The sequence below is a fragment of the Microbacterium sp. SORGH_AS_0888 genome (assembly GCF_030818905.1).
In the GTDB taxonomy this organism is placed as follows: domain Bacteria; phylum Actinomycetota; class Actinomycetes; order Actinomycetales; family Microbacteriaceae; genus Microbacterium.
Genome location: NZ_JAUTAZ010000001.1, coordinates 173,707 through 187,340, shown reverse-complemented (window position 1 = coordinate 187,340; position 13,634 = coordinate 173,707). Strand labels below are relative to the sequence as shown.

Genomic DNA, 13,634 nt, shown 5'->3' with positions numbered 1-13,634 from the left:
TTCCTCCGGCGTGGTCAGTCGACGATGCGGGCTCCCGGAACCGGCCCGTGCACGTGAAGCGCCGTATGCCCCGCCGCCGAGAGCAGGACCTGCAGCTCGATCGCCGCCTCCCGATCCGCGGCGAGGAAGGCGAGCGTGGGTCCCGAGCCGGAGACGATGCCGGCGAGCGCTCCCGCCCGCTCCCCCTCGGCGAGAACGGTCGCAAGCTCGGGACGGAGGGCGAGCGCCGCGACCTGCAGGTCGTTGCGCGCCGCCTCGGCGAGCATGGCGGCATCCCCCGCCCGCAACGCATGCAGGACGTCGGCCTCGACGACCGGCCGACGGCGCGGCGGAGCGATGTCGAGGGCGTACCGGCTCCGGTGCGCGTCGAGCGCGGCGTAGACCTCGGGGGTCGACAGCCCGAAGGCATGCGTCACGAGGACCCAGTCGAACCGGCCGCGAGCGAGAGCGGGGCTCAGCTCGTCGCCACGCCCCATGCCCACCGCCGTCCCGCCCATCAGCGCGAACGGGACGTCGGCGCCCAGCCGCGCTCCGAGCTCGTGGAGCTCGTGCACGCTCAGTCCGGTCCCCCACAGCGCGTCGCAGGCGACGAGAGCCGCAGCGGCATCGGCCGAACCGCCCCCCATGCCGCCGGCGACCGGGACACCCTTGCGGATGTCGAGGTGCACACCGCCGCGCCAGCCGGCCTCCTGGGCGAGCAGCCGCGCCGCCCGGACCGCGAGGTTGCGGTCGTCCTGCGGAACCTGTGCGAGATCGACGGTGCCGCTGACGGCGATCGTGATCTCGTCGGCGGTCGTGGCCCACACGTCCTCGAACACGGACACCGCCTGATAGGCGGAGGCCACGTCGTGATAGCCGTCCTCCTGGACCTCCCCGACCTCGAGGAAGACGTTGATCTTCCCGGGCGCACGCACGTGCACCCGGGCGGAGTCGGCGGACAGGCTCACAGTCTCGACGACACCGACCACAGGTCGACGTCGATCCCCGCCGAGATGGAATCGATCAGCTGCAGCTCCTCCGTGTCGAACGCGGGCCCGTCGAGAGCGGCGATGTTCTCGTCGAGCTGCTCGACGCTCGAGGCTCCCAGCAACGCGGACGCGACGATCGGGTCCCGGAGCACCCACTGGATCGCCATCTGCGCGAGCGTCTGACCCCGTTCCTTGGCGATCGCGTTCAGATTGCGAAGGGCCGCGATCGAGCCGTGGGACAACGCCTTGTCGGGCAGCGGACGCGGCTGGGCACGGCGCCCGCGGCCGTCGCCGAGGTACTTGTCGGTCAGGAGTCCCTGCGCGAGGGGGGTGAACGCGATCGCGCCCAGCTCCTCCTGCCGGAGAGCCCCCGTCAGGCCGTCCTCGATCCAGCGATTGAGGATGGAGTAGGCGGGCTGGTGGATCACGAGCGGTGTCCCCAGGCTCCGCGCGACGGCCGAGGCGACGATCGTGCGCTCAGCGCTGTAGGACGAGATGCCGACGTAGAGCGCCTTGCCCTGCCGTACGAGCGTGTCGAGCGCGCCGATCGTCTCCTCGATGGGGGTCACCGGGTCGACGCGGTGCGAGTAGAAGATGTCGACGTAGTCGAGGCCCATCCGCCCGAGCGACTGGTCGGCGCTCGCGATGATGTGCTTGCGGGACCCGAACTCGCCGTGCGGGCCCGGCCACATGTCCCAGCCGGCCTTCGACGAGATGATCAACTCGTCGCGATAGGGACGGAGGTCCTCGCGCAGCACGCGGCCGAAGTTCGTCTCGGCCGAGCCGTAGGGCGGTCCGTAGTTGTTCGCCAGATCGAAATGCGTGATGCCGCGGTCGAACGCGTGACGCAGGATCTCGCGCTGGCGGTCGAAGGGCACGTTGTCGCCGAAGTTCCACCAGAGCCCCAGCGAGATCGCGGGCAGGTACAGGCCCGAAGCCCCCACCTGGCGGTACGGCATGGCCGCGTTCCGCTCCGGCGCCGCCACGTAGGGACGGTGGACGTCGGGGATCCCGGGCCGGGCGCGGTCGTTGAGGCTCACCCGAAAAGCCTAGTCGGCGGCGGAGCGCCGTGGCAGCCGCCCCGAAACGCCACCGTAATGCGGGCGGCTTAGTCTGAACCTTCTGGCCCACGACATCGAAGGAGCTCCATGGCGTCATTGACAGCCGTTCCGGCGCAGCCGCATCCCTGGACCTCGCTGCTCGCCCGCGAGGACGTCCTGCTCGAGCATGGCGTGCTCCACCTGCTCCACGAGGACATGTCCCCCGAGGACGCGCGCATCGCCGACCTGCTGTTGATCGCCGAGACCCTCGAGTCGGCGGGCGTCGAGCCGCTCCTCATCCGGCACGAGCTGCGCACCCCCGCACTGGCCGTGGCCGACACCGACCGCGCACGGGCGCTGGACGCCCTGCGTGCCCTGTGCGACCGGGAACCCGTGTACGCCAAGCCCAAGGGCACGGCCGCGGTCCCGCTCCCCGACGTGCGCGACCGCGGCGACGGCACGGGCGCGATCCGCCTGTTCCGTCCGCGCATCACGGGTCCCGGGGGCCTGCGCTACGGCGTCGCGAGCGCCGTGCGCCTGGAGTTCTGGCGCTTCGGCGCCGAGACCGTCGAGACGCCGGCGCAGAACGCCCTCACGCGGCGCGTCATCCCCGCCGTCGATCTCGAGGTCACCGAGGTGGCGCGCCACGGCCGCACCTGGCGGACGCCGGTCGGCATGTTCGATCCGCACCCGCACGAGGTCACCGACGAGATCGACATGGTGTTCTCCTGGGTGGACGGCTCCTCCACCGACTTCCAGCGGCAGCGCGCCGCACAGCTGGCGCAGTACGTCGTCGGCGACGGCGACGCGGGACCGGCGCGGTACCGACACGTCGACGAGCTGCGCTACGCCCTGCGCAGCGTGCACATGTACGCACCGTGGGTGCGGCGGATCTTCATCGCGACCGACTCGCCCGCGCCGGCGTGGCTGATCGATCACCCCCGCGTCACCGTCGTGCGGAGCGAGGAGTTCTTCGCGGACACCTCGGTGCTGCCGATCCACAACTCGCACGCCGTCGAGGCCCAGCTCCACCGCATCGAGGGTCTGGCCGAGCACTTCCTCTACTCCAACGACGACATGTTCTTCGGCCGGCCGGTCGAGCCCGAGCTGTTCTTCAGCCCGGCCGGCGTGTCGAGCTTCGTCGAGTGCGAGGTGAGGATCGGCACGGGGCCCTCCCGCATCCAGCGCAGCGGCCACGACAACGCGCTGCGCGTCAACCGTGAGCTCCTGCAACGCCGCTTCGGCCGGACGATCGTCCGCGACCTGGAGCACTGCGCGACACCGCTGCGCCGCAGCGTCATGGCAGAGCTCGAGCAGGAGTTCGCGGAGGACTTCCGCCGAACGGCGGCCTCGCGGTTCCGCTCGGCGACCGACATCTCCGTCACCAACAGCCTGTACCACTACTACGCGCTGTTCACGGGGCGTGCCGTTCCCACGACCCGCCCCCGCACGCGCTATTACCAGACGACGCTCGCGGACTCGCTGCGCCGGACGGAGCGGCTCGTCGCGCGCGGCGACGTCGACATGTTCTGCCTCAACGACGGCGGCGAGTCGGAGGTCCCCGAAGAGGTGCGGGTGCGGGTGGTCACCGAGCTGCTGGAGCGCATGTTCCCCGTGCGGGCACCGTGGGAGCGGGCGGATGCGCTCAGCGCACGACAGGGAGCGGCTCGGTCGGCGGAGCGATCCGCCGCGCGGCACTGACCTCCTGCTCGATACCGGCCGACAGCAGCCGGCGCTGCGCCTCCGCGGCATCGATGTACTCGAGCGGATGCGGGGCGTCCACCGCGACGACGGAGTGCACGACGGTGTCGTCGTAGACGTGCACGAGGTTGAACGAGCGCGCGCCGTCCTGGGGTCGGGTTCCGCCGACCGGGACCGTGAGGTCCTGCGCGTAGCACGTGGACGAGGCGACCGACACGGGGATCCCGGCGAACGTCGCGAACGTCGAGTAGTGCAGGTGGCCGGCGATGATCGCGCGCACGTCGGTGCCGCGCAGCACCTCGGCGAGCGGGTGCTGGTCACGCAGCTCGACGCTCGCCGCGAGCGGCAGCACGCTCGGGACCGGCGGGTGATGCATGGCGAGGATCGTGCCGAGCGGCGCCGGCACCGACAGGACCTCGCGGAGCCAGACGAGCTGCGCCGGCCGGAGCTCGCCGTGGTGGGCTCCGGGGACCGTCGTGTCGAGGGTCACGAGTCGGAGGCCGTCGAGCTCGTCGACCCGATCGAAGGGCGCGGCGGGATCGGCCGCGGCGGCGTCGGTGAGCGCGGCCCGGAAGGCGACGCGGTCGTCGTGATTGCCCATGACCCAGAAGACCGGGGCACCCAGCCGCGCCGCGAACGGCTCGACGAGGCGTCGAAGCGCCGCGTAGGCGTCGGGCTCTCCGAGATCGACCAGGTCGCCCGTGAAGACGATGCCGTCGGGCCGGATGCCGGACGCCTCGATGGAGTCGAGGGCACGGGCGAGATGACGCTGGCCGTCGACGTGATCGAAGAGCATCGGCCCGGGCGCACGCAGGTGCGTGTCGCTGAGATGGAGCAGGACCCGCTCGGGTGCGGGGTACTCGGCCTTGCGCATGGGATCGGTTCTCCCGTGTCAGCCGCGTGGCGAGGTGCCGGGAACGGAACGGCGGACGGATGTCATGTTACCGGCATGTTTCCGACCGTGTGGTGAACGTGACCCCAACGATCGGTGTCGCGCGTCGCGCCCGCGGTGTCAGACCCGGGCGATCCGCACGAAATCGTCGACCGTGAGCCGCTCGCCCCGCTCGGTCGGATCGACCCCGGCGCGCTCGAGCACATCGGATGCCGCAGCAGCCGAGCCGCCCAGCACACCCGACAGCGACTGACGCAGCATCTTGCGACGCTGGCCGAAGGCCGCGTCCACGAGCGCGAACACGCGTCGGCGCTCGTCGTCGGTGCCGCGCGGCTCCGCATCGCGCTCGAATGCGACGAGCACGCTGTCGACGCCGGGGACGGGCCAGAACACCTGCCGCGACACGGCGCCCGCCAGCCGCCACGGGCCGTACCACGCGGCCTTGACGCTCGGCGCGCCGTAGACCTTCGAGCCGGGGGGCGCGGCCAGGCGCTCCCCCACCTCGGCCTGCACCATGACCACGCCCCGCTCCAGATGCGGGAAGGTCTCCATGAAGTGCAGCAGCACGGGCACCGAGACGTTGTAGGGCAGATTGGCGATCAGCACCCTCGGGTCGCCCGGCAGCTCCGTGACCCGCAGGGCGTCCGCGTCGACGACCTCGAGGGCGTCGGCGGGAACGCCGTGGGCAGCGGCCGTCTGGGGCAGCCGCGCGGCGAGGCGGTGGTCGATCTCGACGGCGAGGACGTGCGCGCCGGTCTCGAGGATCGCCAGGGTGAGCGAGCCGAGCCCGGGACCGACCTCCACCACCCGGTCGCCGCTGCCCACGCGCCCCACCTGCACGATCTTGCGCACCGTGTTGGCGTCGACGACGAAGTTCTGGCCGAGCTTCTTGGTGGGGGTGACATCGAGCTCGGCGGCGAGCGCGCGGATCTCGGCCGCGCCGAGCAGATGCACGGACATGCATGTCACTGTATCGGGCACGCGTCAATGCCCGCCGCCGGCCCACCGGCGGGTCTAGTGTGGTCGATCGTGAACAGTAGAGACGAGGCCCTTCCCACCGGGACGTTCTCCCTTCGGAGCCCGTACGGGCGACGGGCGGTCGGACTGTCGGTCGCCGCCGCCGTCGGCGGGTTCCTCTTCGGGTTCGACTCCTCCGTCATCAATGGCGCGGTCGACTCGATCGAGGGCGCGTACATGCCCGGCAACGATGTCCTCACGGGCTTCGTGGTGGCGGTCGCGCTCCTCGGCTGCGCCGTGGGCGCCATGCTGGCCGGCTCGCTGTCGGACCGCTGGGGACGCCTTCGGGTCATGTTCCTCGGCGCCATCCTGTTCTTCGTGTCGTCCATCGGCACGGCCCTCACCTTCAGCATCCCGGACCTCATCGTGTGGCGCGTGCTCAGCGGTCTGGGCATCGGGATCGCCTCGGTCGTCGCGCCCGCCTACATCGCCGAGATCGCGCCGCGCCAGATCCGCGGCGGACTCGCCTCGCTGCAGCAGCTCGCGATCACGCTCGGCATCTTCGGCGCCCTCCTCTCCGACGCACTGCTGGCCACGAGCGCCGGCGGCGCCTCGGAGACCCTGTGGTGGGGCATGGAGGCATGGCGGTGGATGTTCCTGGTCGGCGTCATCCCATCGGCGGTCTACGGCATCCTCTCGTTCACGGTGCCCGAGTCGCCGCGCTACCTGCTGTCGAAGGGGCGCACGGAAGAGGCGCGCGCGATCTTCACGCGGCTCGTCCCCGCGGTCGACCTCGACCAGACCATGCGGGAGCTCACCGCCGCGCTGGAGGCGGACCGCACTCAGAAGAAGGCGAGCCTGCGCGGCCCGGCACTGGGCCTGCAGCCGATCGTCTGGGTCGGCATCATCCTGTCCGTGTTCCAGCAGTTCGTCGGCATCAACGTGATCTTCTACTACTCCACGACCCTGTGGCGGGCCGTCGGGTTCGATGAGAGCAACTCGCTCCTGATCAGCGTGATCACGAGCGTCACGAACGTCGTCATGACGCTCGTCGCGATCTGGCTGGTCGACCGCGTCGGGCGCAAGCCGATCCTGCTGACCGGCTCCGCGCTCATGACGCTGTCGCTCGGCACGATGGCGCTCGCCTTCGCCTTCGCGCAGAAGGTCGACGGCGAGGTGACCCTCCCGGGCGCATGGGGCCCCGTCGCGCTGATCGCGGCGAACCTCTTCGTCGTCGGCTTCGCCGCGTCCTGGGGCCCGCTCGTCTGGGTGCTGCTCGGCGAGATCTTCCCCAGCCGCATCCGCGGCAAGGCGCTCGGCGTGGCCGCGGCCGCCCAGTGGATCGCGAACTTCCTCATCACGGTGACGTTCCCGGCGATGTCCGGCTGGTCGCTGCCGCTGACCTACGGCATGTATGCGCTGTTCGCGGCCCTCTCGCTCGTCTACGTCGCGTGGAAGATCCCCGAGACCAAGGGCATGGAGCTCGAGAAGACCGAGACGCTGTTCGTGCAGAAGCCGAAGCGGCACGCGTAGCCCCCGCCGGCGGGCTCAGAAGCAGACCTCGCGGGCGCGGGTGGTCCGCTCCGGCGGGGACGCGTACTCCCCGCGGCCGGCGACGCGCATCCGCATCCGCCGCATCCCGGTCGCGATCCCGACAGCCGCGGCGACGCCGTCGACGACGGGGGCGCCGAGCCGGTCGGACAGCCGGGCGGCCAGGTCGGCCATCCCCGCGCAGCCCAGCACGATCGCGTCCGCCGCGTCGCCCGGGGGCGCATCCACGGCCACCGCGCAGACGCGCTCGATCGCGGCGACGGTCTCGGCGCTGGCCTCCTCGAGCGCGAGCACGGGGATCTCCACCGCGAGGTAGCTCGCGCACGCCTGCTCCATGCCGTAGCGGGCGACGAGGTCGCGCGCGCGGCCCAGCGTGCGACCGAGCGTCGTCACGATCGCGAAGCGCCGCCCCGCGATCGCGGCGAGGTGCATCGCGGCTTCGGCGACGCCGATGACCGGGACGTCGACGAGCTCGCGGGCCGCATCGAGCCCGGGATCGCCGAAGCACGCGATGACGTAGGCATCGCTGCCGCCACGGGCGAGGTCGCGACGGACGAGCTCGACGACCGCTGCAGCGGCGGCCACCTCGTCGACGTGGCTCTCCACCGCGTCCGGGCCCTCCCCCGGTGCGGGGCAGACGGCGGCGATCTCGACGCCGGGGCCCGCCACCTCCCGGGCGGCGTCCGCGATGCTCGCGGTCATCGCCCGGGAGGTGTTGGGATTGATCAGCAGGATCCTCACGACGTGACGGCTCCCGCAGTCGCCGGCTCCGGAGCCGCATCGGCCGCCACGACGACCGGAGCCGTGCCGTCGGACACACCCTCGGTCTCGCCCTCGAAGGTCGGCACCTGCGGGTCGAGACGTTCGAAGAGCACGAAGGCGGCGTAGCCGAGACCGCAGCCGATGAACCAGCTGTAGTCACTGATCCAGGAGATGTCGAACAGCCCCATGTCGGCGAACAGCTTCGGGAACACACCGAGGAACACGGCGGGGATGCCGGCGACGAGCAGCGCCTTCATGGCGTTCGGGTTGAAGCCCCGGCGGTACCAGTACGGCCCGTTCGGATCCATCGTGAACATCGCGTCCGTCTTGATGCGCTGACGCCCCGCGACGTAGTAGCCCGCGATGAGGATGCCGAAGAGCGGACCGATGAGCGCTCCGAGCAGACCGAGCGTGTAGTGGATCGCGTCGTCGTTGGAGTACCAGTTCCACGGGGTGAGGAACACGGAGCCCACGGCGGCGATCATGCCGCCCGCCCGCCAGGAGATCTTCTTCGGCGCGACGTTGGAGAAGTCGAACGCGGGCGAGATGAAGTTCGCGACGATGTTGATGCCTACGGTCGCGGTGACGAACGTCAGCCCGCCCAGCAGGATCGCGAACCAGCCGTCGATCGCCTCGACCGTCTTGATCGGGTCCGTGATGAGCTCGCCGAACACGGGCACGGTCGCGGACGCGGTGATCACCGTCAGCAGCGAGAAGAACAGGAAGTTGATCGGCAGACCCCAGAAGTTGCCGCGCTTGACGGCCGCGAAGCTCTTGCCGTACCGCGCGAAGTCGCCGAAGTTCAGCATCGGACCGGAGAAGTACGACACGACCAGCGCGATCGCGGCGAACATGACCGGGATCGAGCCCCAGAAGTCGAGCTGCTTGGTCGACAGGTTCAGCGAGATGTTCTGGATGCCCGCCTGCGAGACCAGGTACACCGCGAGCACGATCATCACGAGGTAGACGGCGGGGCCGGCGAAGTCGATGAAGCGCCGGATGACCTCCATGCCGTTCCAGAACAGCAGGAACTGGGCGACCCACAGGATGCCGTAGGAGATCCAGCCGAGCGCCGACAGCCCGAGGAAGGAGACATCCAGCAGCGCGGCCGAGCCGGGGATGAACTTCAGGAACACGATGTTCAGCGACTCGGCGGCGAGGAAGGTCTGCACGCCGTACCAGGCGATCGCGATGAGCCCGCGGATGACGGCGGGGATGTTGGCGCCGCGGATGCCGAAGATCGCCCGGTTGACGACGGGATAGGGAACCCCCGTCTTCTGGCTGGGCTTGGCCACGAGGTTCGCGAAGTACTGGACGATGACGATGCCGACCAGCAGCGCGACGAGCACCTGCCAGCTCTGCAGGCCGAGCGCGAAGAGCGATCCGGCAGTGACGTAGCCGCCGACCGAGTGCACGTCGCTCATCCAGAACGCGAAGATGTTGTACGCGCTCCACTTCTGCTTGCGCAGCGGGGCGAGGTCCTCGTTGGCGAGACGCTCGTCGTACTGCGGCTTCATGTTGCCGGCGCCGATGGGCATGCCGGCGGCTTCGACGATGTCGTAGACACCGGTCGAGGGCGGGGTGTGAGGGGTCATGACTGCCTTCCAGGAATGTCCGATGAGGTGACGGAGGGAGCGGACCGCGACGTGGTGTCCGTGGCCTGGTGGTTCTCATGTGAAGTTATTACTTCACGCATGGCCCACGATTTCGCTCATGTAACGGTCACGTGAAGTTGCACCTTCACACCCGAGGATCGTGCGACGACGGGACCGCGACAGCTCTGCGCGATACGATCTGTGTCATGAGCCGAGCGGGCACCGTCGATCACACCTCCCCGGATGTCCCCTCCTCCCCGGGAGCCGTACGCCCCGAGTCCGTCGGCGAGCGTCTGCGTGCCCTGCGTGTCGCGCGTGGCATGTCGGCACGTGACCTCGCGCGGCGCCTCGGCATCTCGCCGAGCGCGGTCTCGCAGATCGAGCGCGGGGTCATGCAGCCGAGCGTCTCGCGACTGATCGCCATCACGGACGAGCTGGACGTGCCGCTGACCTCGGTCTTCGACCCCTCGGAGGGCAGGGCGTCCGCGACCCCCGAGAGCTTCGGCCTGCGCCGTGCGGAGCACGAGGATGCGATCGTCCTCGACGACGGCGTGACCTTCCGCCGCATCTCCCCCATCGCGACGCCGGGGGTGGACTATTTCGAGTCCACCTATCCGCCGGGCGCCACCGCCCACGCCGATCCCGGCTTCTTCCGCCACGAGGGCTATGAGGTCGGGACGGTGGTGTCGGGCGAGCTGACCGTCGACTTCGACGACGAGCGCGTCATCCTGCGTGCCGGCGACGCGATCAGCTACCCCTGCTCCCGGCCGCACCGCCTGCACAACACGTCGAACGAGCCCGTGGTCGCGCGTTGGCTCATCGTCCACTCCCCGCACTGATCGGACACGACAGAGGGGCCGCCCGGAATCCCGGAGCGGCCCCTCTGTCGGCGCTCGTCAGTCCTCGTCGGCCTCCACGGCCTTGACGTAGGGATCGGCGTCCCCGGCGTACGACGCCGAGGCGGCGAGGCCGGCGACCTGCTCATCGCGCTCGCGCGCCTCACGCAGGAGGTCCTCGATGTGTCCCGCGTTCTCCGGGATCCCATCGGCGATGAACTCCAGCGTCGGCGTGAGCCGTACGCCGAGCCTGCGTCCGACCTCGCTGCGCAGCATCCCGGTCGCGGCCCGCAGGGCCTCGGCCGTGTCGTTGCGCTCCTGCTCGCTGCCCAGCACCGTGTAGAACACGGAGGCGTGCTGCAGGTCACCCGTCACCCGGACATCCGTGATCGTCACGAAGCCGAGGCGAGGGTCACGCAGTCCCTTCTCGAGCCGCTCGGCGATCAGCACCTTGATGCGATCGGCGAGCCGGGCCTGGCGCTCGTTGGCCATGTCTGTCGTCCTTCGTGTTCCTGCGCTCAGCCGCGCGGCTTCTCGACCATCTCGGTCGTCTCGATCTCGTCACCGACCTGGATGTCGTTGTACTTGCCGAGGCCGATACCGGCCTCGAAGTCGGTGCGCACCTCGGTGACGTCGTCCTTGAACCGGCGCAGCGACTCGATGGCCAGGCCATCGGCGATCACGACACCGTCGCGGATGACCCGCGCCTTCGCGTTGCGCGTGATCGTGCCGCTGCGGACGATGACACCCGCGATGTTGCCGAACTTCGAGGAGCGGAACACCTCGCGGATCTCGGCGACACCCGACTGCACCTCTTCGAACTCCGGCTTGAGCATGCCCGTGAGCGACTGCTCGACGTCGTCGATCGCGTTGTAGATGACCGAGTAGAAGCGGATGTCGACGCCCTCGCGCGACGCCCGCTCGCGGGCCTTGGCGTCCGGGCGGACGTTGAAGCCGATCACGATCGCGTTGTCGATCGAGGCGAGGTTGACGTCGGACTCGGTGATCGCACCCACACCGCGGTGGATGATCCGCAGCTGGACGCTGTCGTCCACCTCGATCTTGAGCAGCGACTCCTCGAGCGCCTCGACGGCACCCGACACGTCGCCCTTGATGATGAGGTTGAGCGACTCGACCTTGCCCTCTTCGAGCGCGCGGGTGAAGTCCTCCAGCGAGATCCGCTTGCGGGCCTTCGCCAGCTGCGCGTTGCGCTCCGCCGCCTCGCGCTTCTCCGCGATCTGGCGGGCCGTACGGTCCTCCTCGGTCACGATGAAGGTGTCGCCGGCGCGCGGCACCGAGTTCAGACCCTGCACCTGGACCGGACGCGAGGGCGCGGCCTCGTCGACGGCGTCGCCGTTCTCGTCGATCATCGCGCGGACACGGCCGTAGGCGGTGCCGGCGACGATCGCGTCGCCGACCCGGAGCGTTCCGGACTGGATGAGCACGGTCGCGACGGATCCGCGGCCCTTGTCCAGCTTGGCCTCGATGGCCACACCACGCGCCGCCTTGTTCGGGTTCGCCGTGAGGTCGAGCCCGGCGTCCGCGGTGAGGAGCACCGCATCCAGCAGGTCCTGGATGCCGGTTCCCTGGCGGGCCGAGACGTCGACGAACATGACGTCGCCGCCGTACTCCTCCGCCACCAGGCCGTACTCGGTGAGCTGCTGACGCACCTTGGCGGGGTTCGCCTCGGGCTTGTCGACCTTGTTGACGGCGACCACGATGGGGACGTTCGCCGCCTGGGCGTGGTTCAGCGCCTCCACCGTCTGCGGCATGATGCCGTCGTCGGCCGCGACCACGAGGATCGCGATGTCGGTCACCTGCGCGCCACGGGCACGCATGGCGGTGAACGCCTCGTGACCGGGGGTGTCGATGAACGTGATGGCGCGCTCGATGCCGTCGTGCTCCGTCCAGACCTGGTACGCACCGATGTGCTGGGTGATGCCACCCGCCTCGCCGGCGACGACGTTGGTCTGTCGGATCGCGTCGAGCAGTCGCGTCTTACCGTGGTCGACGTGACCCATGACGGTCACGACCGGCGGACGGATCTCGAGGTCGTCCTCGCTCTCCTCCTCCAGCTCCTTCTCGAGGTCGAGACCGAAGCCCTCCAGGAGCTCCTTGTCCTCGTCCTCGGGCGAGACCATCTGGATCTTGTAGCCGAGCTCCGCGCCCAGCACCTCGAAGGTGGCCTCGTCGAGCGACTCGGTCGCCGTCGCCATCTCACCGAGGTTGAAGAGGATCGTCACGAGCGTTCCCGGCTGCACGGTGTAGCCGTTGAGGGCCTCGAGCTTGTCGGCGAAGTCGGCGATGGAGGCGCCGCGGCGCAGGCGGATGATCTCGCCGTTGCCCTTCTGGACGTTCACACCGCCGACGACGGGCGCCGACCGCATCTCGAACTCTTGCCGCTTGGCCCGACGCGACTTGCGCTGCTTGGCCTTGCCGCCGCCCTTGCCGAACGCGCCGGCCGTGCCGCCGTTCGGGCCGCGGCCGCGGCCGCCACCGGGACGACCCGCGACGGGACCGGCCCCACCGGGACGCGGTGCGCCGACTCCGCCGCCGCCGGGACGGCCGGGACCGCCCGAACGCTGCTGGAACGGCGCTCCCGGACGACCGCCGCCACCGGGACGACCCGCGCCACCGGGACGCGGTGCGCCCGGACGCGGGGAACCCGGGCGCGGAGCCTGCGGACGAGGGATGTTGCCCGGGGTGGGGCGCTGCCCCATGCCCTGGGCGCTCGCGAACGGGTTGTTGCCCGGACGCGGCCCGGCCGGGCGCTGACCCATGCCCTGGGCGCTCGCGAACGGGTTGTTGCCCGGACGCGGCGCGCCGCCCGGACGCGGCGCCTGCGGGGTCGCACCCGGCGTGGCCGAGGGCGCTGCGGGGGTCGGTGCCTGCGGGCCGGCGGCCTTCTCCTGCGCCGCAGGGGCGGGAGCGGGAGCGGGCGCCTGGGCGGCCGGACGTGCCGGGCCGGGGGTCGCGGCGGGTGCCGCTGCGGCGGGAGCCGCCGCAGGCGCTGCGGGTGCGGGCGCCGCTGCGGGGCCGGGCTTGGCGCTGGGCGCCGCGGGACGCGCGGGGCCGGGTCGACCGGCAGGACGGGGGGCCGGCGCAGCCGGCTTGTCGGCGGTCTTCGCTCCGCCCTCTGCCTCGAGCGCCTGCCGGAGCTTACGCGCCACCGGGGGCGCGATCGTCGACGACGGGCTCTTGACGTACTCGCCGAGCTCCTTCAGCTTCGCGAGCGCGACCTTGCTGTCGACGCCGAGCTCGGAAGCGATCTCGTGCACACGTGGGTTTGCCACAATTCTCCTGTCTCCGGGCCTACCCAGGACAGGGCAGAC

General features: G+C 70.6%; 11 protein-coding genes. 3 read left to right on the top strand and 8 right to left on the bottom strand.

Translation table 11 applies throughout. The annotated features are described in order from the left end of the window. Positions 1 to 14: 14 nt before the first annotated feature. Together QE381_RS00850 and QE381_RS00845 are read right to left on the bottom strand one after the other, a co-directional pair. Positions 15 to 947 carry a 4-(cytidine 5'-diphospho)-2-C-methyl-D-erythritol kinase gene (locus tag QE381_RS00850; RefSeq protein ID WP_307214635.1) on the bottom strand — a complete coding sequence of 311 codons (933 nt, stop codon included), beginning with the start codon at positions 945 to 947 and terminating at the stop codon, positions 15 to 17. Beyond that, positions 944 to 1,927: an aldo/keto reductase gene (locus tag QE381_RS00845; protein WP_373426970.1), complete on the bottom strand. Its 984-nt coding sequence runs from the start codon at positions 1,925 to 1,927 to the stop codon at positions 944 to 946. Before QE381_RS00845 ends, QE381_RS00850 begins: the two co-directional genes overlap by 4 nt. Before the next feature lie 189 nt (positions 1,928 to 2,116). On the opposite strand from QE381_RS00845, the gene QE381_RS00840 reads away from it, so the two are divergent. Next, the gene (locus QE381_RS00840; protein ID WP_307214631.1) at positions 2,117 to 3,709 is read left to right on the top strand and encodes a stealth conserved region 3 domain-containing protein; all 1,593 of its coding nucleotides are present in this window, start codon (positions 2,117 to 2,119) and stop codon (positions 3,707 to 3,709) included. Here QE381_RS00840 and QE381_RS00835 read toward each other — a convergent pair. Next, a complete protein-coding gene (locus tag QE381_RS00835; protein ID WP_307214629.1) occupies positions 3,654 to 4,583 on the bottom strand; it encodes a phosphodiesterase in 930 nt (309 codons plus the stop codon). The two genes, QE381_RS00840 and QE381_RS00835, sit on opposite strands and share 56 nt — an antisense overlap. Positions 4,584 to 4,721: 138 nt before the next feature. Further along, positions 4,722 to 5,561: a 16S rRNA (adenine(1518)-N(6)/adenine(1519)-N(6))-dimethyltransferase RsmA gene (gene rsmA / locus QE381_RS00830; RefSeq protein WP_307214628.1), complete on the bottom strand. Its 840-nt coding sequence runs from the start codon at positions 5,559 to 5,561 to the stop codon at positions 4,722 to 4,724. A gap of 27 nt (positions 5,562 to 5,588) precedes the next feature. Between rsmA and QE381_RS00825 the strand changes: the two genes are divergently transcribed. Then, on the top strand, positions 5,589 to 7,091 hold the full coding sequence (locus tag QE381_RS00825; RefSeq protein ID WP_373426881.1) for a sugar porter family MFS transporter: 1,503 nt from the start codon (positions 5,589 to 5,591) through the stop codon (positions 7,089 to 7,091). A 15-nt stretch (positions 7,092 to 7,106) separates the two neighbouring features. Here QE381_RS00825 and QE381_RS00820 read toward each other — a convergent pair whose 3' ends face one another. Together QE381_RS00820 and QE381_RS00815 are read right to left on the bottom strand one after the other, a co-directional pair. After that, complete coding sequence (locus QE381_RS00820) at positions 7,107 to 7,850, bottom strand: aspartate/glutamate racemase family protein (RefSeq protein ID WP_307214624.1); 744 nt, start codon at positions 7,848 to 7,850, stop codon at positions 7,107 to 7,109. After that, a complete protein-coding gene (locus QE381_RS00815; RefSeq protein ID WP_307214622.1) occupies positions 7,847 to 9,466 on the bottom strand; it encodes an NCS1 family nucleobase:cation symporter-1 in 1,620 nt (539 codons plus the stop codon). Before QE381_RS00815 ends, QE381_RS00820 begins: the two co-directional genes overlap by 4 nt. A 206-nt stretch (positions 9,467 to 9,672) precedes the next feature. Here QE381_RS00815 and QE381_RS00810 point away from each other — a divergent pair, with 206 nt between their 5' ends. Then, positions 9,673 to 10,305 (top strand): helix-turn-helix domain-containing protein, encoded by a 633-nt coding sequence (locus tag QE381_RS00810; protein ID WP_307214620.1) that lies wholly within the window; start codon positions 9,673 to 9,675, stop codon positions 10,303 to 10,305. A 57-nt stretch (positions 10,306 to 10,362) separates the two neighbouring features. Here QE381_RS00810 and rbfA read toward each other — a convergent pair whose 3' ends face one another. Both rbfA and infB read right to left on the bottom strand, forming a co-directional pair. Next, complete coding sequence (gene rbfA / locus QE381_RS00805; protein WP_307214618.1) at positions 10,363 to 10,794, bottom strand: 30S ribosome-binding factor RbfA; 432 nt, start codon at positions 10,792 to 10,794, stop codon at positions 10,363 to 10,365. A 26-nt stretch (positions 10,795 to 10,820) separates the two neighbouring features. Continuing rightward, positions 10,821 to 13,595, bottom strand: a complete 2,775-nt coding sequence (gene infB / locus QE381_RS00800; protein WP_307214617.1) for a translation initiation factor IF-2 — start codon at positions 13,593 to 13,595, stop codon at positions 10,821 to 10,823. Positions 13,596 to 13,634: the final 39 nt, after the last annotated feature.